Annotated in this window: 26 protein-coding genes; 8 read left to right on the top strand and 18 right to left on the bottom strand. The window is 44.7% G+C overall.

Translation table 11 applies throughout. The features are described from left to right. Nucleotides 1–3 precede the first annotated feature (3 nt). From J4861_RS12955 to J4861_RS12945, 3 genes are read left to right on the top strand one after another with little or no spacing between them, the layout of a single operon-like run. Nucleotides 4–903, top strand: coding sequence for a toprim domain-containing protein (locus J4861_RS12955; protein WP_004310298.1), 900 nt, complete (start codon nucleotides 4–6; stop codon nucleotides 901–903). Then, nucleotides 903–1409 (top strand): DUF3872 domain-containing protein, encoded by a 507-nt coding sequence (locus J4861_RS12950; protein WP_032595742.1) that lies wholly within the window; start codon nucleotides 903–905, stop codon nucleotides 1407–1409. The genes J4861_RS12955 and J4861_RS12950 overlap by 1 nt, the downstream gene beginning before the upstream one ends. Further along, nucleotides 1406–1933: a glycoside hydrolase family protein gene (locus J4861_RS12945; RefSeq protein ID WP_005827312.1), complete on the top strand. Its 528-nt coding sequence runs from the start codon at nucleotides 1406–1408 to the stop codon at nucleotides 1931–1933. Before J4861_RS12950 ends, J4861_RS12945 begins: the two co-directional genes overlap by 4 nt. A 62-nt stretch (nucleotides 1934–1995) precedes the next feature. Here J4861_RS12945 and J4861_RS12940 read toward each other — a convergent pair whose 3' ends face one another. The 11 genes from J4861_RS12940 to J4861_RS12890 all read right to left on the bottom strand — a co-directional run bounded on the left by J4861_RS12940 (nucleotide 1996) and on the right by J4861_RS12890 (nucleotide 6442). After that, the gene (locus tag J4861_RS12940; RefSeq protein ID WP_004310300.1) at nucleotides 1996–2217 is read right to left on the bottom strand and encodes a DUF7688 family protein; all 222 of its coding nucleotides are present in this window, start codon (nucleotides 2215–2217) and stop codon (nucleotides 1996–1998) included. Nucleotides 2218–2333: 116 nt separating this feature from the next. After that, nucleotides 2334–2642, bottom strand: coding sequence for a hypothetical protein (locus J4861_RS12935; RefSeq protein WP_004310301.1), 309 nt, complete (start codon nucleotides 2640–2642; stop codon nucleotides 2334–2336). Between the two features lie 53 nt (nucleotides 2643–2695). Beyond that, nucleotides 2696–3001, bottom strand: a complete 306-nt coding sequence (locus J4861_RS12930) for a DUF6956 domain-containing protein (protein WP_004310302.1) — start codon at nucleotides 2999–3001, stop codon at nucleotides 2696–2698. After that, nucleotides 2941–3159 (bottom strand): DUF3873 domain-containing protein, encoded by a 219-nt coding sequence (locus tag J4861_RS12925; protein ID WP_008770680.1) that lies wholly within the window; start codon nucleotides 3157–3159, stop codon nucleotides 2941–2943. The genes J4861_RS12930 and J4861_RS12925 overlap by 61 nt, the downstream gene beginning before the upstream one ends. Nucleotides 3160–3190: 31 nt before the next feature. Further along, a complete protein-coding gene (locus J4861_RS12920; protein WP_005827305.1) occupies nucleotides 3191–3448 on the bottom strand; it encodes a hypothetical protein in 258 nt (85 codons plus the stop codon). Between the two features lie 24 nt (nucleotides 3449–3472). Next, nucleotides 3473–4738, bottom strand: coding sequence for a PcfJ domain-containing protein (locus tag J4861_RS12915; protein WP_004310303.1), 1266 nt, complete (start codon nucleotides 4736–4738; stop codon nucleotides 3473–3475). Then, entirely contained in the window at nucleotides 4735–5154 is a 420-nt protein-coding gene (locus J4861_RS12910) for a PcfK-like family protein (RefSeq protein WP_004310304.1), read from the bottom strand. Before J4861_RS12910 ends, J4861_RS12915 begins: the two co-directional genes overlap by 4 nt. Nucleotides 5155–5177: 23 nt before the next feature. Next, nucleotides 5178–5399, bottom strand: a complete 222-nt coding sequence (locus J4861_RS12905; protein WP_008019901.1) for a hypothetical protein — start codon at nucleotides 5397–5399, stop codon at nucleotides 5178–5180. 11 nt (nucleotides 5400–5410) lie between these two features. Next, nucleotides 5411–5626, bottom strand: coding sequence for a hypothetical protein (locus J4861_RS12900; protein WP_005643957.1), 216 nt, complete (start codon nucleotides 5624–5626; stop codon nucleotides 5411–5413). Nucleotides 5627–5633: 7 nt separating this feature from the next. Beyond that, the gene (locus J4861_RS12895) at nucleotides 5634–5969 is read right to left on the bottom strand and encodes a hypothetical protein (RefSeq protein ID WP_004310306.1); all 336 of its coding nucleotides are present in this window, start codon (nucleotides 5967–5969) and stop codon (nucleotides 5634–5636) included. 62 nt (nucleotides 5970–6031) lie between these two features. Further along, entirely contained in the window at nucleotides 6032–6442 is a 411-nt protein-coding gene (locus J4861_RS12890) for a hypothetical protein (protein WP_032588465.1), read from the bottom strand. A 1277-nt stretch (nucleotides 6443–7719) separates the two neighbouring features. Here J4861_RS12890 and glpA point away from each other — a divergent pair. The 3 genes from glpA to glpC all read left to right on the top strand — a co-directional run bounded on the left by glpA (nucleotide 7720) and on the right by glpC (nucleotide 11946). Further along, on the top strand, nucleotides 7720–9318 hold the full coding sequence (gene glpA / locus J4861_RS12885) for an anaerobic glycerol-3-phosphate dehydrogenase subunit A (protein WP_211817147.1): 1599 nt from the start codon (nucleotides 7720–7722) through the stop codon (nucleotides 9316–9318). 116 nt (nucleotides 9319–9434) lie between these two features. Continuing rightward, nucleotides 9435–10685 carry a glycerol-3-phosphate dehydrogenase subunit GlpB gene (glpB, locus tag J4861_RS12880; protein ID WP_211817146.1) on the top strand — a complete coding sequence of 417 codons (1251 nt, stop codon included), beginning with the start codon at nucleotides 9435–9437 and terminating at the stop codon, nucleotides 10683–10685. Between the two features lie 4 nt (nucleotides 10686–10689). Next, a complete protein-coding gene (gene glpC, locus J4861_RS12875) occupies nucleotides 10690–11946 on the top strand; it encodes an anaerobic glycerol-3-phosphate dehydrogenase subunit GlpC (RefSeq protein ID WP_211817145.1) in 1257 nt (418 codons plus the stop codon). A gap of 270 nt (nucleotides 11947–12216) precedes the next feature. Here the strand turns inward: glpC and J4861_RS12870 are convergent, their stop codons facing one another. From J4861_RS12870 to J4861_RS12855, 4 genes are all read right to left on the bottom strand, one after another. Then, nucleotides 12217–12642 (bottom strand): HU family DNA-binding protein, encoded by a 426-nt coding sequence (locus J4861_RS12870; RefSeq protein WP_211817144.1) that lies wholly within the window; start codon nucleotides 12640–12642, stop codon nucleotides 12217–12219. Between the two features lie 486 nt (nucleotides 12643–13128). Beyond that, the gene (locus J4861_RS12865; RefSeq protein ID WP_249110867.1) at nucleotides 13129–14685 is read right to left on the bottom strand and encodes a hypothetical protein; all 1557 of its coding nucleotides are present in this window, start codon (nucleotides 14683–14685) and stop codon (nucleotides 13129–13131) included. Nucleotides 14686–14741: 56 nt separating this feature from the next. Next, nucleotides 14742–14948, bottom strand: a complete 207-nt coding sequence (locus J4861_RS12860; RefSeq protein WP_211817142.1) for a hypothetical protein — start codon at nucleotides 14946–14948, stop codon at nucleotides 14742–14744. Nucleotides 14949–15651: 703 nt separating this feature from the next. Continuing rightward, entirely contained in the window at nucleotides 15652–16554 is a 903-nt protein-coding gene (locus J4861_RS12855; protein WP_211817141.1) for a hydrogen peroxide-inducible genes activator, read from the bottom strand. A 646-nt stretch (nucleotides 16555–17200) separates the two neighbouring features. On the opposite strand from J4861_RS12855, the gene ahpC reads away from it, so the two are divergent. Continuing rightward, nucleotides 17201–17767: an alkyl hydroperoxide reductase subunit C gene (gene ahpC / locus J4861_RS12850; RefSeq protein WP_004361409.1), complete on the top strand. Its 567-nt coding sequence runs from the start codon at nucleotides 17201–17203 to the stop codon at nucleotides 17765–17767. Between the two features lie 116 nt (nucleotides 17768–17883). Further along, a complete protein-coding gene (ahpF, locus tag J4861_RS12845) occupies nucleotides 17884–19437 on the top strand; it encodes an alkyl hydroperoxide reductase subunit F (RefSeq protein WP_211817140.1) in 1554 nt (517 codons plus the stop codon). A gap of 258 nt (nucleotides 19438–19695) precedes the next feature. On the opposite strand, the gene J4861_RS12840 is transcribed toward ahpF, so the two are convergent. The 3 genes from J4861_RS12840 to J4861_RS12830 all read right to left on the bottom strand — a co-directional run bounded on the left by J4861_RS12840 (nucleotide 19696) and on the right by J4861_RS12830 (nucleotide 21107). Beyond that, a complete protein-coding gene (locus tag J4861_RS12840; RefSeq protein WP_025837777.1) occupies nucleotides 19696–19896 on the bottom strand; it encodes a helix-turn-helix transcriptional regulator in 201 nt (66 codons plus the stop codon). Beyond that, nucleotides 19886–20377 (bottom strand): hypothetical protein, encoded by a 492-nt coding sequence (locus J4861_RS12835; RefSeq protein ID WP_211817139.1) that lies wholly within the window; start codon nucleotides 20375–20377, stop codon nucleotides 19886–19888. Before J4861_RS12835 ends, J4861_RS12840 begins: the two co-directional genes overlap by 11 nt. Before the next feature lie 136 nt (nucleotides 20378–20513). Then, nucleotides 20514–21107, bottom strand: coding sequence for a hypothetical protein (locus J4861_RS12830; protein ID WP_211817138.1), 594 nt, complete (start codon nucleotides 21105–21107; stop codon nucleotides 20514–20516). Nucleotides 21108–21476 lie beyond the last annotated feature (369 nt).

Raw genomic sequence — 21476 nt, 5'->3', positions numbered from 1 at the left:
CGCATGGAACGGACGGACATTGAGAATATGAGGCAGATACCCATTGCGGACTTTCTCGCACGGCTGGGACATGAGCCTGTCCGAAGGAGCGGAAACGAGCTGTGGTATCGTGCGCCATACCGCAGTGAACGCACGCCCTCCTTCCGTGTGAACGTGGCGAAACAGCTCTGGTACGACTTCGGCTTGGGCAAGGGCGGCGACATCTTCACGCTTGTCGGGGAGTTTACCCGAAGCGGGGATTTCATGGCGCAGGCGAGATTCATAGCGGAAACCGCCCGTATGCCGCTTGCCGCAGCAGAAAAGCCGTTGTACCTGCCGGAACCGTCCGAACCTGCCTTTGAGGGAGTGGAAGCCGTCCCGCTGCTCCGCTCTCCGCTGACGGAGTATTTGAAGGAAAGAGGCATCCCTTATGCCGTTGCATCCCGCCACTGCTGCCGCCTGAACTACGGCGTGCGTGGTAAGCGGTACTTTGCCGTCGGCTTTCCGAACGTGTCGGGCGGCTATGAAACCCGAAGCCGCCGTTTCAAGGGTTGCGTACCACCAAAGGACGTGTCGCTGGTCAAGGCGGGGGACATCCCGGCGGACGTGTGCAGCGTGTTCGAGGGCTTTATGGACTTCCTGTCCGCCGTCACGCTCGGTTTGGCAACGGGTGACTGCCTTGTGCTGAACTCCGTCGCCAACGTGGAAAAGGCTTTGAAACATCTGGACGGGTACGAGCGCATCGACTGTTACCTCGACCGAGACGAAGCCGGACGCAGGGCAATGGAAGCCCTGCGGACACGCTACGGAGGAAAGGTGACAGACCGTTCCGGCATCTATCAAGGCTGCAAGGACTTGAACGAGTACCTGCAACAAGTATCAAGAAAACAACAAAAGAACAACAATCTAAAAATCAAAGAATAATGAACATACTGAACAACAAGAACAAGAGAACATCAATCTTCAAGGCGTTGGCACTCTGCCTGTTCGCCGCAGTGTCATTCACATTCGTATCGTGCGACGACGATATGGACATCCAGCAATCCTATCCCTTCACGGTGGAAACCATGCCCGTGCCGAACAAGGTCACAAAGGGGCAGACGGTGGAAATCCGCTGTGAGCTGAAGAAAACGGGCGATTTCGCCAATACCCTCTATACCATCCGGTATTTCCAGTTCGAGGGTGAGGGCACACTGAAAATGGACAACGGCATCACTTTCCTGCCCAATGACCGCTACCTGCTCGAAAACGAGAAGTTCCGGCTGTACTACACGGCGCAAGGTGACGAGGCGCACAACTTCATCGTGGTAGTGGAGGACAATTTCGGCAACTCCTATGAGTTGGAATTTGACTTCAACAACCGAAACGTGAAGGATGACGGGGTTATCACTGTTGTCCCCATCGGGAACTTCAAGCCCTTTACACGATGATGCGTGTATTCATGGCTATCCTCTGTTCGCTTCTGGCGGTCTGTTCCGTGTCCGCACGGAACAGACGCCATGAGGGAACGGACGGGCAGGCGGCTATCTACCGGCTGCCACCATTTGAGAGGGCGGTGCGATGCACGAAGTATTTTGAGGGCTGGCATTCGGAAAAACATCACCCGTATGTAGGATATGGACATCGGTTGCAGCCGGGGGAAAGGTATTCGGCACGCACCATGACGAAGCGGCAGGCGGACGCGCTTCTGCGAAAAGACCTGCGGAAGTTCTGCGCGATGTTCCAGCAGTTCGGGAAGGATTCGCTTCTGCTTGCCACGCTCGCCTACAATGTCGGTCCGTACCGTCTTTTGGGGAGTGGGAAGATACCCAAAAGCACGCTAATCCGAAAGCTGGAGGCGGGTGACAGGAACATCTACCGGGAGTATATCGCTTTCTGTAACTATAAGGGGAAACGCCACGCCATGCTGCTCAAACGAAGGAAGGCTGAGTTTGCGCTGCTGTATGTACCATAAAGAATAAGTGTCTGACGAAAGAAACTCCGATGAAGCCGCCAACTTCATCGGAGTTTCAGTTTTCATACATTCGGGATTGTCCCTTTGCCTGCAACCTCACCGTCCCTGCAATGCTCTATGATACCGGGTGAAAATCCCATGCTGCCGATTGCGATATGCCGGATATAGTCTGTATATTCCTGACCTTGAAAATTCCTGCCCGTAAGGTTCTTGAAAACCATCTTTATGCTTATGCCGTCGTTGCTGTACAAGATGGTTTTTCCGTTCTGTCTGATTGTTTCCATGATTAAAACTTGTTTTTGTGAATACTATCGTAGATTGGTACAAAGGTTTCTTTGCCTACTTTCTTATCCGCCATCATGCTCATGAAAGAAAGTAGGCGGCTTTTGCCGCCCACCCCTCAAAAGCGGGTGTAAAGTCCCGTTACCATCGTGAACATTTCCTCCAGCATATCGCAATATATCCCCTCGTGCGTTTCAATGTCCTTCGTCCTGCTCTCGAATGTCTTTTTGCTGAACGTCTTGCGGTAGAAACGCATATTGTATAGGTCTGCCCCTCCGTCATAGATGATGTCAAGGCGGTTGGCACTGGTCTTGTTCCTCGCAAGGCTCATGCGCAAGCCGTTGCCCATGTCTGTGAAGTCTTTGCTTCCCGTCATGGCGGCAAAGCGTCTGCCGCCAATCTGCTCTAAAATTGTCTTTGCTATCATATCCGTTGTCTTTTAGGTTTATGGTTCGGGCGGTGCGGACACCGCCCCAATGTTCAAAATTCTGTTTTCTCGGTTATGGGTGTGCATTTTTCCAGCCACTCTTTCAGACATTCCATGCTATACTCGCTCGTGATGACTGCCGTATGGCTGTCAATGGCAGTGAAACGGCTGCTTTCATAGCTGTCTATCCACCCCTTTAGGGTATCAACTCCCCACGCTTCGGCATCGTCAAAGATGCCGTCCAATGCCGTAATGGGTTCGCTGAATTTGACTATCAGCGTTTGGTAGCCTGCTTCGTTCATCGCTTCTCCTCCTTCCTTTCCTTTGCCGTTAGCCACTTGTCCCGTGCGGCTCGACATTCGTCTAATGTGGGTTTGACACAAGAGAAAAGTTCCCCGTCCGTGTGGCGGTAGTCGTATTGCACAAGGGTGCGTTTGCGTCTGTCGATACCCGTTTGGAATTTCTCGTAGTTCTCCGTTCCTGCCGATTGGCAGGTGCTTACTCCGTTAATTGTCATTTTGTTGCCATAGTCGTTGTTATTTAGATGATTAGAAATGTACAGACAGCACTCTGTGTTGCATCACCATTTCGGGGTCGCTCGTGTAGCGTTGGTGCAGGTAGAAATGATGAGAGCCGAAGCCGTAAAGGAAGAACTTGTCAAGTTCGTGTTTCTCGGCAAAGTCCTTGACGCTCGCCCTTAATTGCTCCTCACTCTGACAAAGAGTGAGGAGGTTCATAAATTCAAGGAACATCGTGGGGATTTTATCATCCCATAGGAAAACCATGCTTTCAAATCTTACTTCCATAATGTTAGTTGTTAGATGTCGATATTATGCCGCTTTCATCCGCTGGCGGATAAGGTTGGCGTTCTTGTTCACAAGGGCGATGATGCGGTCGTGGTATTCGGAGTTCTCGTTGCATACGCCACGACACTGCACCACCTCAAAAGTTTTTAGTGACACCTCTATCGTTTCAATTCGTTTTCCGTCAATGGTGGCGGATAGGATAAGGGAGTCTTTTCGTTTGTGGTAACCGCCCACACAATGGTGCATCGTCCTTCCTTCCTCTGCCATTTCTTCCACGCTCTCTATGACTTTGACGCAAATAAGGCTGTCGGTAAAGGCAAGTCCGAAGAATATGCCCTTAGCTTTCAGATATTGTTTCTCGTCCTCAATCGCTTTCCTGCGTTGCTGTTCAGTCCGCTCATGTTTCCTTTGCAGGTTGCGCTTTGCCACCAACTTGTCGTGTTCAACTTTGAGGTCGGCAGGGCAAACGTATTTCGGGCTGTTTGTGTCCTTGCCGAAATGACGCAGGAGGTCTATGGTGTCACGCCACATTGAGCCGTCCTCAATAGTATAGCCGTTGCGGATACATATCTTGATTGAAGCCCAATACTCTCCAATATTGAAAGAGTGGTACAGATAGTAGCGCAACATGGGATATTGCCCTGCCTTCAACAGCGTTTCCGCACGGCTGTCCGACAATAATGCCGGTATTAGTTTGGTGGGTACAATGTCGTGGAAATTGCCGTTAAAGCCGTTTCTGCGGAGCGTCGGCAACACCTTATATCTTGGATATATCGGGGAATATGAGATATGGCGGTACGCTTCATTGTCATTGCGGATAGCAAAAGGAGAAGCGAATGAGAACGTGTCGATGTAGCATCCCAATGTGCGTGGAATGGCAACAACAGCCTTACGCCCTTGTTCATTCCACCAATACTGCCCGATTTCAAGGGCATAGGACTTGGCATTAACCCCTTTCTCCATACCCACGACAAGCAAGAACATTCGTAGCACTTGGTATTCTCCGCTTGTGGTAAGGGTTGTGAAATACTGCTTTTGTCTTACCTTGCGCTGATAGGTGAGGCAGACTTTCAAACTTGCTCCACATTCGGGACACGTACAATGCTCGGTCTGCTCCGTCATTACCCAACTATGACCGCAATCCATACAAGTGGTACGACCTTTCGGCAAGCGGTGTGCATAATGCTCCACGCAATTACGGAATGCCCAATTTATCTGTATCGGGGTTATCGGGCGTAGTTTCTTGCTTTGGGCAAGAACTGCTTTTTCAAATTTGTTTCTCGGTTTCATAAGCCAAAATCAAATAATGAGGGTTGAACTTGGGTTTCTGTTTTCGCCTTTGTCGGCTTGGTGCGGTTCTGCAACTTGCGGAGTTCCTCGTCTTGGTATCTGCGGACTGCCTGCTGACGTGCTTCTGCTTTTTCCTCTGCCGTGAGTTCCACAATGTGGTTCACCGCCACTTGGCATTGGATAGGCTTGCCCACCTCAATCTCGTTCTCGTCATAGTAGTGTACTGCTTGTCCGTATATCTCTCCGTCCGTGAAGCCGTTACAACCGCTTTTCTGCACATAGTTCAGAATGTAGGTTACGCAATCGTCAATGTTCTTGGCTGGATTGCGGTAGTTCTTCGCAAAGAGCGTGTCTTCCTCCGCACGTTGTTCCAAATACATCTGTATCGTTCTCTTGAAATGGTCTGTTCCTTTCATATCGCTGTCGTTTTTATGAGTTGTCAAATAGTATGTTTCAAAATCTCCCTCCAATAAATCGGCTCAACCTCGCTCAATAGGAAGTCTATAAAGTCCTTCCGTGCGTCCTTGTTCAGTTCGTGGTAGAGTCCACGGAACACGGACATATTGCCGTTGAGGTATGTTTCCACCATGTACTCGAAGATGTTGCCCACCTCGTAGTATCTGCATTGTTGCTCCACTGTCTTGCTTCTTCTCTTTGCCATGTCGGTAGGGATTAAAGGGTGAATAACCAAAGAATGAAGCCGAAGAACAGGATAACGGAAAGAATAGCCACGATTACCCCTATTGCCACTCGGAACACTCCGTTTATTATCTCTCTGACGATGTACCAAAGGATGCCGGACACCCAAAAGGCGGTGCGCATGATTAGGGTGCATATCGCAAGCCCTATGTATTGCGCCATTTGTCTGAAATTTACCGTTGCTGTCATAGCCGTATCATTTGTTAAGTTCCACGATGCTGTCTATCCTGCCGTATAGGAAACTGCGGAGTGCGGTCTTGTCGGTAGCCTTGTATTCCGCCCAATGTCCATACTGCTTTACAATGTAGGTTCGGAGAATGTCGGAAAAGTCAAACATCCAACCTTGCAAGGGTACTGCGCTCTTGAAATAGGTGTTGCTGTTCACGTTGCGTGTAAGCCAATCCTTTTCCTCTCGGCTCAATTTCTCACCATTGTTCAGTTTGGTGCGAAGTCCGTACACCTTGCTGCCTTGCAGGTTCTCCAAACTTGGTACTTCCCATGCCACGAATTTTGTTGCTATTGCCGTTCTCATATCCGTTTTGTTTTTGATTTTTTGTTTTTTAATGCGGATTCAAGAGCTGAGGGAGTTGAGTTTCAAACTATCTTATCTGCTTCTCGTTTATCCGACATTTTTTTTAATGCGTCTTTCTGTCGCATCGGTCGTTTTCGTTTCGGGTGCTTAAAAAGGTAGGGATTAGGGAATGCAAGGTTTTTCGGAAAAATACTACCCGAAAGGCTGGAGATTTTTCCAGAAAACAGGAGGCTTGACCTTGCTTTCCCGTACAATCCCGGAGTTACCTTTGCACCCAGCACGAAAATGACTGCCTGATGCGGCTCACTGAAAGGCGCGAAAATGGAGGTAAACGGAAGTGGAGGCAGATTAGACAGGAAAACTTCAAAAGAGAAATCCGTGAAAAAGACATCCCCAACAGAAAAGAACATAGCCGGTAGCGTGAAACCGAGCAAACCATCGGCAAGGAAGTATGTTTTTATCTGTTTGGCCAAACGTGTTTGGTCGGATGGATAAAATCATTCTTCCCGGTTTGTCTGCCGTGAGTGACGGCTTGTTCCATTTATGGAATGTGCGGTCATACACGGCTTTCCGCTTCCGGCTCAAAAGGACAACGAAAAAAGAAAAATCGTCAAAACCCCGTAAAAGCACCTCTTTGGCATAAGCACAAAAGAAAGGGGCCTTGTCTCATCAGTCTAAACTATTGTTTAGGCGTGAGGCAAAGCCCTTTTCTCCGCTTATGCGGCAGTCGGCACACGTTCGTTCAAAATCTTTTTGGGCGATGGTGTGCTGACGGATAAAATCGCTTTTACGGAAAAACTTGTGTGAGAAGAAAAAATCAGGAGATTCATTTCTAAATCTCCCGTTTTATTGTTACTTTTGCATACGAAGAGTTCTTTGAAGGTTACGCAACGCACAGAAGAATAATGCAGTAGATAACTAACTAATTCGTAACCTATTACTATTATGAGCGATTACCCAATGCTCATTTCCAATAAATTACACTCTTTTCGTAACTTCATGCTGCAAAGATAATAAAAAATATAATATGTGACAAACAAAACATTGTATAAGTAGTACCTATAGAATGTTTTAAAAGAGCTTACAATACATTTGTAAGCTATACAAGAAATGCAAATAGATACTATATTGATATTATCCTCTACAAACAACTTATTCCTATTAGCCTAATTAGCCTAATTAGGCTAATTAGGCTAATTGGTCCAATTGGACTAATTGCTTATTATTTTGTCCTATTTTTTCACATCATGATTTTGAATACATGCTCTTTTGGCTTCTAAAAGACGCCCGATAGGCTTGCAAAAGGTGCCCTTTTGAAGTCCAACTAACGCCCTTTTGAAGTCTTATTAAGCACCTTTTCTTTTACTACTTTATAACTAACTGATTCCCTGTTGGTTACAAACCCACTTTTTACAAGTGTTTTTATCCTTACTTATAGATGTTTTACACGAAATTATGTAATGATTTTTCAAAACATTATCTACAAACTTAATCAGAAGAAAAGAGTGTTTAGCTTTAGCAAAAACATCATAACAAAGAAACTAAAAGATAATAAAACGAAAGCGATTATCTTTCCAAACGAAATAAAAGATATAAAAGTTGTTAAGACTTTTTGGAACTTTCATCTATTTTATATAACTTTGCTGCGGAATGAAATACAAAAGATTTTGAACGACAGCTTGCACACTTAACCAAACTTTCGTTACGAAACTTCGCAAATAACTTTTGACCGATTAGAACTACCTATACAATGAGCAGAGTATTAAACAAGGATTACGATGTGATTATCATCGGAGGAGGTGTTACAGGCGCAGGCACTGCACGCGACTGTGCTATGCGTGGGCTGCGTGTGCTTCTTGTAGAGAAATATGACTTCAGCAATGGTGCTACAGGTCGCAATCATGGCTTACTCCACAGCGGAGCACGCTATGCAGTGACCGACCCAGAGTCAGCTTCAGAGTGCATCAAAGAGAATATGATACTCCGTCGGATTGCTCATCATTGCATAGAAGCAACTGATGGACTGTTTATTACGCTGCCAGAAGACGACATACAATACCAGAAAACATTCGTAGAGTCCTGCCAAGAAGCAGGCATAAGTGCTAACATTATTTCACCTGAAGAAGCGCGTCGCATAGAGCCATCAGTCAATCCCGACTTGATTGGCGCTGTGCGAGTGCCAGATGCTTCCATTGATCCCTTCCATCTTACGACGGCTAATGTCCTTGATGCTCGTCGTCATGGAGCTGATATTCTAACCTATCAGCAGGTGGTAGGACTCGTTTTAAGCAATGGTCGTGTGGAAGGCGTTCGCCTCCGCAATAATCATACCGGCGAAGAAAGCGAAGTTCACAGTCGTATCGTTATCAATGCAGCTGGCATTTGGGGACATGACATTGTCAAGATGGCAGGTATCAAGGTTAATATGTTTCCTGCGAAAGGTACGCTTCTCATCTTCGGTCATCGCGTTAACAACATGGTTATCAATCGTTGCCGTAAGCCTGCAAACGCTGATATCCTCGTTCCAGACGATGCTGTATGCGTCATTGGAACCACCAGCGACCGCGTAGCTTATGACACAATTGACGACCTAAAGATTACACAAGAAGAGGTAGACATATTGATAAAGGAGGGAGAGAAACTTGCTCCGAGCCTTGCGACAACTCGTATCCTACGTGCTTATGCTGGCGTTAGACCACTTGTTGCAGCCGATAATGACCCATCAGGGCGCAGTATCAGCCGTGGAATCATCTGCTTAGACCATGAGAAACGAGATGGATTGGCAGGACTTATCACGATTACAGGTGGTAAGATGATGACCTACCGACTCATGGCTGAAATAGCAACCGACTTGGCTTGCAAGAAATTAGATATAAAAGCTGTTTGTCAAACAGCTAACCGCCCTCTTCCGGGAAGCGAAGGAAAAGACACAGACAGCAAACATCATACGTATTCAACAGCACACAATGCGGCTAAAGGTAGACAAGGCTATCGTGTTCAAGAGATATCCACTCAAAGCGTAGAAGACCGCTCCTTAGTTTGCGAATGTGAGGAAGTGAGTGTCGGTGAAGTAAAATATGCAATGGAAAAGTTGCACGTCCACGACCTCCTCAACCTGCGCCGCCGTACCCGAGTGGGCATGGGAACCTGTCAAGGAGAACTCTGTGCTTGTCGTGCTGCTGGTGTAATGTGTGATGCAGGAGATGAGGCAGAGAAAACATTAACCGATCTCCACGACTTCATCAACGAACGGTGGAAAGGTATGCAACCCGTTGCTTGGGGTAGCACACTTGACGAAGCACAGCTCACTGCAGCTATCTATCAGGGCTTGTTAGGACTGGGCAACTGATAAAAGACATTGGACAGAAAGAGAAGTTCTTATCAGTCTAAATCATATAGACGTATAAATGGCTCTATAAAGACCAAAGATTTCAAACAATCTATCACAATCAAAGACAATCGACAATGAGATACGATACTATTATAATAGGTGGCGGACTCAGCGGACTCACTGCTGGTATCACACTGGCAAGCGCAGGCAAACGTGTTTGCATCGTGTCAGCGGGACAGAGTAGTCTGCACTTTAATTCGGGTTCGTTCGACTTACTGGGCTATGATAACAATGGAAAGGTGGTTGAACATCCGTTGGAAGCGATTGCAACACTGAACGACCAGCATCCTTACAAGAAGATTGGCACAGAGAAAATCGCACTCCTTGCTGATAAGGCAAAGGCTTTATTGAATGAAGCTGGCGTAAAAACGATTGGCGATAGCGCACAGAATCATTATCGTTTCACCCCATTAGGAACCACAAAACCTGCATGGTTGACTACGGAAGGCTATGCTATAAGCCAGCAGAAAGACTCCCTCCCTTGGAAAAGTGTAGAACTCTTGAACATCCAAGGCTTCTTAGATTTACCCACAGCCTTCATCGCTGCGAACCTTAAGAAGAATGGAGTGACTTGTCAGGTGAAGTCTTTTACAACTGAAGAGTTGAGCCATGTGAGGAAAAGTCCTACTGAGATGCGTGCTACTAACATCGCAAAAGTACTGTCAGACAAGGTTGCTTTGCACAAAGTTGCCGACCGTATCAATGCTATCAGTGGAGAGGCAGAAGCACTCTTGCTACCTGCAGTCTTGGGTTTCAGCGATAATGAGAGCCTCAACGAACTAAAGAATATGGTCAAGAAGCCTATTGAGTTTCTCGCAACCCTTCCTCCATCAGTATCGGGCGTTCGCACAACTCACCTCTTGAAACAACACTTCACTCGTTTAGGTGGAACGATATTGGTGGATGATACAGCCAATAATGGTGTCTTTGAGGGTAACCGTCTCATCTCTATCACAACCGAAAACCTCCCTGATGAGACACTTTATGCAGACGAATTCATCCTCGCTTCGGGTTCATTCATGAGCCACGGACTGCAGAGTAATTATCAACACGTATTCGAACCAGTATTCAACCTTGATGTTGATGCTGCAGAAGCACGAAGCGAATGGACAAAGGAAGACTCGTTCGAAGCACAGCCTTACATGGAATATGGTGTGCAGACAGACAAAGACTTCCACGCTATAAAAGACGGAAAAACTATCAGCAACCTCTTTGTCATTGGTTCCCTCTTGAGCGGACATAATAACATTAAACTCGCTGATGGTACTGGTGTTTCACTTTTGACTGCCCTTCAGGTAGCCGAAACAATAAAAGAAAGGAAATAAGGTCATGCCAGAAGGAATACAACTAAAGAATATCAGCGGTAATAACTTGGAACAATGCTTAAAGTGTTCTATCTGTACTGCCTACTGCCCAGTGTCTGCTGTGGAACCAGAATATCCCGGACCGAAACATTCAGGACCAGATTTGGAACGCTACCGCCTCAAGGATAAGAAGTTCTTTGACAATGCGTTGAAGATGTGTCTGAACTGTAAACGTTGTGAAGTTGCCTGTCCTTCTGGTGTTCGCATTGCTGACATCATTCAGGCTTCACGCATCAAATATAGTACACATGGACCTATCCTGCGTGATAGAATGTTGGCAAATACCGACTTCGTGGGTACGATGGCGAATATGGTTGCACCGATTGTCAACATCACCTTGGGACTGAAGCCAGTTAAGGCTGTGCTCCACAGCGTGATGGGTGTTGACAAACATCGTAGTTTCCCAGCCTATAGCAGCCAGAAGTTTGAGACATGGTTCAAGCGCAATGCAGCCAAAGAGCAAGACAAGTATAAGAAACATGTAAGCTACTTCCACGGCTGTTACGTCAATTATAACTTCCCACAGTTGGGCAAAGACCTCGTAAAGATTATGAATGCGGTCGGTTATGGTGTCCATTTGTTGGAGAAAGAGAAATGTTGCGGTGTCGCATTGATAGCCAATGGACTCAGTAATCAAGCGCGCAGGCAGGGAGAAGTGAACATCAACTCAATTCGTAAGGCAGCAAAGGAAAGCCGAATTGTCCTCACAACAAGCTCTACATGCACCTTTACCATGCGTGACGAATATGAGCACCTGCTTGATATAAAGGCTGATGATGTCAAAGAGAACATCACACTTGCTACCCGCTTCCTCTATCGTCTGATAGAAAGTGGCGACGTAAAGCTTGCTTTCCGTGAGGACTTCAAGATGCATGCAGCCTACCATTCAGCTTGTCATATGGAGAAGATGGGCTGGGTTATCTATAGTACAGAGCTACTGAAGATGATTCCGAGACTACAGCTTACAATGCTCGACTCCCAATGTTGCGGTATTGCTGGTACTTACGGATTCAAGAAAGAGAACTATGAACGCTCACAGCAGATTGGTTCTGGAGTCTTCAAACAGATAAAGGAAGTAAACCCAGACTTCGTTACTACCGACTGCGAAACCTGTAAATGGCAGATTGAAATGTCAACAGGATATGATGTAAAGAACCCTATCTCTATCCTTGCCGAAGCCTTAGATATTGAGGAAACAAGGAAGTTAAATGGCATAGAATAGGCAGATTCTACTGATTACTTCCAGACAAGTAAGCCCCCCCAACGATTACTCTTCCAAAAGAAACACAAAAAATTGTTCGCGAAGAATTTCCATTTTGTTCGCGAAGAATCTTAAAAAAGTTCGCGAACAATTTTCGATTTGTTCGCGAACTCTTTCGACCATATCCTTAACCTAGCTAACAGCCTCCGAATCATTACGCTTCAGCAACTAGCTTAAGGCCTTCCTCGCTCTTCTTACTTTCACTTTAGAAGAGGAGCTTAAAAGACTTACTTAAACCGATGGGCCCAGAGAACCACCAGAACCTTCTTTCGTCTTTTTCTCTTCCTCCTTCACTGTTTCATACGAGTTCTCGCGCAGCGCAGCCTTCAGTTCTACACCTGGCGTAAACGTTACGCGTGGCTTAATCGTCTCGGTCTTAAAGGCCTTTTCCGTTGCAGCTCCCTCGCTTGAAAGTGTCAGGCGCATCGTGCCAAATTCTCCTAATTGCACGCTAAAGCCATCGCGGAGGTAATGAGGCAAACAGTCTATAAAGTTTGACAGCACGTTCTCAATATCGCCACGTGTGAGCGAAGAACGCCCCGCAATGTCGCGTGCAATGTCTCGCAAGGTCTTCTTACCAAGATTTACAGGATTAGCATAATACTTTTCCTCCGTCCGCTTCTGCGGATTCTTTTTCTTTTGGAGTTTAATCTTCATAATTGTTTTGTTTTTAAAAGTAAATATTTAAGTTTTTACGGCATTTACACCTTGGTTTGTTCCATGGTTTATTCTCCGTTTTTCATGTTCTCGTCTGAATAAGGTTTTATCCAGTTTGTTGTGTCAATGTTTTTCTCTTTGTTTTTCCGGTTAGAAACCTTCTTTGTCCTCAAGATAATAGCATTTCCGTTTATAGAAAATTGTAACTTCCAGTCATCTATTTTCAGAGACAAAGGAGGGCTTTAAATTTTTCTACGGTCAGAAGAAAATTTTCCTTTGTGAAAAATTTCTTTCCAACCGTAGGTACGTAAATTTCTCACCGTAGAGAAATTTTCTTCCGACCCGTTAGAAATTTCTCGCTAACCCGTTTCCCGTAAATTTCTGACAGGTTAGAAATTTACTTCCAATGGGTTAGATTTTCTCCTATCTCTCATCCTCCTTTATCCCATTAGGCTCCCTCCCCTTTCGGGGAGGGACGGGGCTTTACTACTCGAACCCGTCGATCCTGAATCCCTCACTGCGGTTGCCGAGGCCCACGCTGACGTAACCACTGTCGAAGCTCAGGCCGTTCGCGCCGCCGCTGTTCTTCGATCTAGCACTCGACGACCAATAGCTGCCGTTGTCGCCAACGCTATTCAGATAACCAGAGCTGTAGGAACCCAAGGCGGGCAGGTAGAAGTAATTGTTTGCATCGGCTGCGGAAGGGAGAGTCTGAGATACGGACCAGCTATTTCCATTGTCATTTGTTCGCCAATCGGTTCCGTCTACTGCGGTGTTAGGGTTGTATCCGCTTATGTTTGCTTTCTTCTTAAACCACATACCACCTTTATATAAATGACCCATAGTTGTCCATAACTCGTCTGCATCCCAACGAGGATTACCCTTAGCAGCGTACCACGTCATCTCGTTTACGTTAGGAAGGTCTTTACATGGTGTGTGAGTAGCGGGGTTGCTTATGCCGTAACCTAGATCACTTTCGTTCCAGTAACGTGGGTCACTGTTGTTCTGGGGGTAATCGCTGGAAGATGTTCCACCTGGAAACCAAATACTAAGTGTTGGCTGGCTGCCACCCTGATTCCATTCGTGACCTTTCCAATATTGTTCCTGAGCATCCCACATGTAATAATGGTCGCCATCGTAATCCTTTACATTAAGGTTGGCAGTGATATTATAATACTTGTTCTGGTCGTAGGTAGCTGAGGACAATGTCTTGGTTATAGTTCCCTCCACGTTTGTTACAATGTCCTTCACCCAATAACGTATCTTGAGTGTATGGGTGCCCGGCTTTATAACAACGTAAGCACCATTTGTAGCGGCACTTGTGGAAGTGTTGGTTAAAGGGAAACCGTTAGCGTATGTTCCGCTACCACCTGTTGAAACTGTAATCTGTTTGCCTGTACCAGTGCCTGTTAGTTCGCCTGTCACTGGGTCGAGGGTATATGTACTGGTAATGTCGTTATCTGAATTTATCTCTACTTTAGTCAAGTAACAATTCTGTAAGATAGTATTGGTTGTACGAGGTAAGAAGAGCAAGTAAGCGGCCTTGTGATCGAGCGTAAAGTTAAAATTACGCTCACCTGTTATGCGCGTTGCTGTTGCCATACCACAGTCACCTGATGTGCCAAAGTGAGTAGTTGTGTTTGGCTCTGATTGACTCTGGCTTGCAGAGATGGTTACTTGGTCTTGATTACCATTCTGACCAGGGTAATAAACTTTGTATGACATGTGGGCTGTGTAAGTGCCTGGCACTTTAAACTTAAAGTAAGCAGTCTTGCTTGTTGGCGAATTGCTACTTGCATTCCATGTGCCGTTATCATCTTTTACCCAAATCTTGTCGCCTGCTTCCCAAAAGAACTTGCCGTCGCTTTCCATTGAAGTGCGTGTCGTTGGGTCACCTGCTGTGAAGGTTGTCAGGTTCTTGTCGTTATCTGTGTTGTTTGGGTTCTGCGCTACGTCTTCATTGGCACAGGATGCAAACGCTAATGTGAGCCCGCAGAAAGCTGCGAATGAAAGCAGGCGGGTCTTGAATAATTTCTTTTTCATTGTCTGTTTCTTCTTTTTTGATTTTGTTTTCTTTACTTGGTTAATAACTCTCTCTGTTAGTCTTCCCATGAAGAATGCTCGGTTGCTTCTTCGCTTTCAGACATCCAGCTTGGAGCCTGCTTGGCATCACCAAAGGTTCCGCCTGACTGGGCTGGGTTGTGCTGACCGGGGTAAGACGTGTCCATCAAATAAGTGGTTTCGCTTACTTGGATTATCATGCAACGTGGTGCAGAATAATCCTTCTTTTCTTGTTTCTTTCTCATTGCTTTTTTTGATTTGATTAAAAATAGTTGTTATCTACTCTCTATTATGTGGCTTCGTTGCTCACCTTTTATTATATACATCCTGATGAACTCATTATATAAATCTTCTAACCGTTCGTTCTCCCTCCCTACAGGCAGACAGCGCATTACCACCGCCTGCCTGAGAAATCAACGAGAGAAAACAAACTATTACTAGAAAATTACAATTATCTTTTGCTGTAAAATTAGTGGTTAAAACTGTCTTAATTTGCGTTTTAAACAGTTCGCAAACGGACACGAAAAAGTGAACAAAGGAAACTCCTAGAAGTCCTTTGTTTACAAGGGTTACGCCACGCTTCGCGCGCGCGTAGGATGGAAGAAAAAAAGTATGATTAAACGCTAGGTGCGCCTGTGTGTGTGTGTGTGTGTGTGTGTGTTAGCAAAATATCTGAAACTACCAAATATAAAGCACTAAAAAAGGCAAAGAAATCAAAGTTTCTTTGCTGTGCTGGATTGGCTGGATATGTCATTGCTAATTTGTTCACGGGCGCAAAGGTAAGAAGAAAAAGTGAAATAGAAGAATAAACTGAGAAAAAACTTGTCTTCACAGTCTAGATAAGGGTGTGCCAAAATAGAAGATAGATGGTATTTCTAAGTTTAGTGTTTTAGCACACCCACCTATTTTTACTTTCTCTATTACTTCTCAAAGAGAAGTTATTGAAGATTAGCCATGAAGATTATCAGGTAAGGATTCCTTGATTCTCTCTGAAAGCAAACGAAGCAACGTATGACGAATGAAGTTAGGCGATGTCATCAGTATTATCTCACGAGAAGGAACAGGATGGGCGAAAGGACGTACCAAACGATGCTGTTCCTTTGTGAGTTGTGAGAGTGCAAGCTGGGGTATAAAGGTTACTCCCTTACCATTCTCTACGATACGCATAAAGGTCTCTATGCTTCCTAAGTTATAACTCTTCTTGCTTAAAGCAGCCGACTTCAGCTGGCAGAACTTCACCAACTGGTCACGGAAACAATGTCCTTCGTCCAGCAACCACAAGTACTCTCCCGACAAGTCAGCAGGACGAATAAACTCCTTTTCAAACAATGGGTCGCCTTCTGCTACATAACCGAAGAACTGTTCACGATAAAGCGGTGTACACGACATCTCCTCCAGTCCGTCGACACGTGCCAAGATACCAGCATCTATATCGCCCCGACGAAGTGCCCTGCGCATATCCTCGGTTTTCATCTCCGTAATCCTCACATCCATCTCTGGGTGTTCGTTCATTAACTGCGGGAAGAATCGCGGAATAAGATAAGGTGCAATCGTCGGTAGCACACCCACCTCAAAGGTACCAGTAAGCACCTGACGTTCCTCGTCAACAATCTGCTTGAGTTTCTTTGCACGATTAAGCACCCTCCAAGCCTCCTCAATCACCTTCATACCCGCTTGTGTTGGCTGTATCGGTTGACGCTTACGGTCAAAGATTTTCACACCTAATTCGTCTTCTAACTTTTGAATCATCGAACTAAGTGTAGGCTGTGTAACATTGCAGTCATCGGCTGCCTTTGCAAAATGCTTGAGCCGATAAACTGCCATTACATATTCTAATTGTTGTAGTGTCATTCTTCTAATACCATGTATAGACTATGACAAAAATAGATAAAAAAAGCCAAATAGCCGTCTTATCATCCTGTTTTTATGCTTTATACTCGTCTTTTTCATCCTTTATAGTGAGTGTATACACCTCCAATCACTATAAATAAGTATTATTTTTCACCACCTTATAAGTTTCATACCAGTCTTCTTCAACACCTAACAACCATCACCAACAACCAACAAGCCACCACCCACCAAGTGTGTTAACGCCCCGCACATGTGGTGCGGAGGCTGAACACCAAGCGTGCGGAGGCTGAACACCAAGCATATTAAAGGTTAACAACCTTATTATATATGATTCTATTGACAACAACTTGTTATGAAGTAAGAGTTGTTCTTTTCTTATTCATCTTGCTTTTCAAAGGCAACACGAGCGTTTTCGATTCAGTATTGCATTGTATAGGTATATGTTTAATATATTTTTTAGTTGAAGGTAATCTTTTAATTTACCAAATAAATGAGTGCAACTTGTTGATAATCAGCACTGGTGATAAGCTTGATAGATTTTATTAATCAGCATATAGATTTTATCTATTGGCTGTAATAATTACAAATACTATCTTTGCATTACAAAACAAAAAGATTTAATCACATAAATAGTTTTAAGTAAGATATGGAACCAATTATTAATGCACACGCACCAGAGTTTACCGTTCAGGCTTTCCAGGACGGACAGTTTAAGACCGTTTCAAGCAAGGATATCGAGGGCAAATGGGCACTCTTCTTCTTCTATCCAGCTGACTTCACTTTCGTATGTCCTACAGAGTTGGAGGATTTGGCTGACAAGTACGAGCAGCTCAAGAGTCTTGGCGTAGAGGTTTTCTCAGTAAGTACTGATACTCACTTCGTACACAAGGCATGGCACGATGCTTCTGATAGAATCAAGAAGATTAAGTACACTATGCTTGCTGACCCAACTGGCGTATTGAGCCGTGGCTTCGGTGTATACAAAGAGGACGAGGGTTTAGCTTACCGTGGTACATTCCTCGTAAACCCAGAGGGTCTCGTTAAGATTGCTGAAATCCAGGATAACAGCATCGGTCGTAATGCTGATGAGCTCGTTCGTAAGGTTGAGGCTGCGTTGTTCGTTGCTTCTCACGAGGGTGAGGTTTGCCCAGCTAAGTGGAAGCAGGGCGGCGAGACATTGAAGCCAAGCATCGACCTTGTTGGTAAGCTCTAAGACTTAGTTTCTGTAATAACAGACATAAAAGTGTCATAGAAGTTATGGTGGAGAGATAAGTCTTCGGACTTTGTCTCTCCATTTTTTTATAATATATAGAGAAATTTACAAGCCCCATGTTAGATTCAAGCATACTCGAACAGGTGAAGGGCGTCTTTGCTTCGCTCTCATCTGATATAACCCTTAGCGTTACTCGCAATAGTAATGATGAGAACTCAGCAGAGTTTTCGTCTTTCGTAGAGGATATTGCCTCTACTTCTGACAAGATAAAGACAGTTTATCTGGAAGGAGAACAGTTCTCATTCAGTATTCTTTGCAATGGTGAAGAGACTGGTATCAGCTTCCGTGGTATACCAAATGGTCACGAGTTTACCTCGTTGCTCCTTGCTATCCTTAACTCTGACGGACAGGGTAAGAACCTTCCTGACGAGGCGATAGCTGCACGTATCAAGTCGCTGAAGGGTGAAATCCGCCTTCAGACCTACGTATCACTCACCTGTACAAACTGTCCTGACGTTGTTCAGGCACTCAACGTAATGGCGCTTATCAACCCAAATATTAGCAATGAGATGGTTGATGGCGGTCTTTGTCAGGATGAAATACAACGTTTGAACATACAAGGCGTACCTTCTGTGTACGTTAATGGGGAGCCATTGCATACTGGTCGTGGCGATCTCGGAATCCTTCTGCAGGAGTTGGAGGACAAAGTTGGCACCGACCATGATGAAAACGCGGTGCAGACCGTACGTGAATATGATGTCATCGTACTCGGTGGTGGCCCTGCTGGAGCATCTTCTGCTATCTATTCTGCCCGCAAAGGCTTACGCGTAGCTATCGTTGCAGAGCGCATTGGAGGACAGGTAAACGACACAACAGGTATCGAGAACCTTATCTCTGTCACCAAAACGACAGGTACACAACTTGCTGCTGACCTCCGCACCCATATCAATGAATATTCAATAGATGTATTCGACAATCGTAAAGTGGTATCAACCAACCTGAAAGAGGCTGTGAAGACTGTTTCTGTTCGTGGTGGAGAAACCTTCACCGCACCAGCTGTTGTGATTGCAACAGGTGCAAGCTGGCGCCGTCTTGGTCTGCCAGATGAGGAGAAATACATCGGTCATGGTGAACACTTCTGCCCTCATTGCGATGGTCCTTTCTACAAAGGTAAGGACGTAGCAGTCATCGGTGGAGGTAACTCTGGTATCGAAGCAGCCATTGACTTGGCTGGTATCTGCCGCCACGTGACAGTACTTGAGTTCGCTGATGCTATGCGTGCCGATGAGGTTTTACAACAGAAAGTAGCCAGTCTGCCTAATGTTGAGGTGTTCCTTTCTACCCAGACAACAGCCCTCTTGGGTGATGGTCAGAAGCTATCGGGTATCAGAGTGAAGGACCGCACCAATGATGAGGAGCGCGATATAGCCTTAGATGGTGTCTTTGTTCAGATTGGCTTGTCGCCAAACAGCGATGCTTTCAAGGATCAAGTAGAGGTTACTCCTCGCAATGAGATTATCGTTGATGCAACCAACCGCACTAATCTAAGTGGCGTATATGCTGCTGGTGACGTTACAACGGTACCTTACAAACAGATTACAATCGCTATGGGAGAAGGTGCTAAGGCTGCCCTTTCAGCCTTTGACGACCGTATCCGTGGCGTGATATAATAATAAAATCTTCTCTGACTTGAGTATATGTTGAGCCCGATGAGGCAAGTGTGATATTTCTTCACCTTGTCCATCGGGCCTTTTTCGGTTAATTCTAAATTCACAATTCAGAATTCATAATTATGATTACTTTAATAATTCATAATGCATAATTCAAAATTCATAATTATGATTAGCCTTAATTCAAAATTCATAATTCATAATTCATAATTATGATTACTGATGATATTGAAAAGTATAGGTTATAAATACAAGGCTTTAATCGCCTTCTTCCAATTCAAAAATATCATCTACACGCTTATCGAAAACACGTGCTATCTTCAGACTGAGAACTGTTGAGGGAACATACTTCTCGCTTTCGATAGCGACAATCGTTTGCCGGGACACCCCAATAAGTTCTGCTAATTGCGCTTGGGTCATACGCTTTATTGCTCGTTCTACCCTTATACTATTCTTCATTATCTATTCTCCTTTTATGTAATTCGTAAAGAAAACGGAAGTGAAACAGCAGAAATATACTGAACATTGATAGCATTAACAACGTGATGTAAACCATACCAAAACAGAACCACGTGAAGATTACAAAGAAAATAGTATTTACTTTCAGTGCCCATACCAATGAACGCATGCGGAGATGTTCAACATATTCATCCTCAACTCTTTCCTTTGAAAATGCTATCATATAAAGAGAGATAAAGGTCAAGCAGTAGACAAATTCCGAGAACATGTCTTCCTGCGCAAAATAGAAGAAAGAACGCCCCTCTTGTTCAGAAGCAAAGAAATTCAGGTTTCCAATGTGTAAGGTAATAAAACTCAGTCTGTCATCATTAAACCAGTCATTAATACCTAACCAAGAAACCATAATCATGACACTACAAGGGATAAAAATAAACCAACCAACCTTCCTAAAGATGTGGGGTAAAAGATAATCTGTTTTCATAAAGTAGCTTTTTTAATTAATAAGTAAAGATATCTATCACACCACAAAAGTAACACTTACTTTTCTAAAAGTCAAGTAAACTATACAAAAAGATTGCTTTAACAGCCTCACAATTAACCTATATTCACATTAAAAGCTATTTCTTCAGTTCTTTTTGCTCATTCTTTTTCTGGATAGAATCAGCTTTTAGTTCCAACTGTGTCTGTCGATAGGCCTTGAGGATAGGGTCTTCCTTATCCTCTAAACCGTCCATTTTCTTGAAAACTTCACGTAGCTTCTCAACATGCTTACGGTCTCTACGTAGCCGTTTATCAAGCATAAGCCCAACATCAAACTCTAATAGGGAATGGGCTGGCTTCTTTTCTAAGATGTCTCGCTTCGGCATCTTCTTCAACAGTTCACGCCCATCAACAACTTGCTTTCCTATTACCACTACCTCATCCAAATAATGTTCTGCAGGGAAAAGGAAGACAGTATCACGCAAAACCTCACTCCGAAACAACTTCTCTGGTGCATAACCTTTCTTTTTAAAGGTAGCTGTTTGGAATGAATCAGGTAGGTTAATGATTCCTTGCCATGTAGTTAGTCCCACATTCTTCCCATCCACACTGACCAATACATCACGTATCGGAAAGCGTGTTGCCCCATCACAAACCAGCACTTTCTGTGCTTGAAGTGGCGAGAGGGGTAGCAAAAGCCACAAGAAAAATAGGACTATTCGTATCTGCATAGCACTCAACTCTCTACTGCAAACTTACATAAAAGTTTTCTTATTTGGCTTTTTTCGTAATTATTTTTATCGTAAAAACATATGGTAGTAACATTGTTTAAGAATGAAAGAGTTCATGTTTTATCAACGTGCGAAGGCTCAGCACCAATGGTGCGGATGATGAGCACCAATGGTGCGGACGCTGAACACCAATAGTGCGGACAGCGATGTCACACCGAATCACTAAGCAAAAGAAACCTTATTAATAACTCAATAGCTCAAAGGGAATCATAGGCTTGCATCACAAAGACCAATAGTAGTATCACTCGGAATGTCAGATAAGCCGAAAGAGAACACTCTATTACTTTATCAAAACATGCTTTTCACACT

The organism is Prevotella melaninogenica (genome assembly GCF_018127925.1).
Classification (GTDB): Bacteria; Bacteroidota; Bacteroidia; order Bacteroidales; family Bacteroidaceae; genus Prevotella; species Prevotella melaninogenica_C.
This window is presented reverse-complemented; position numbering and strand designations above follow the sequence as displayed.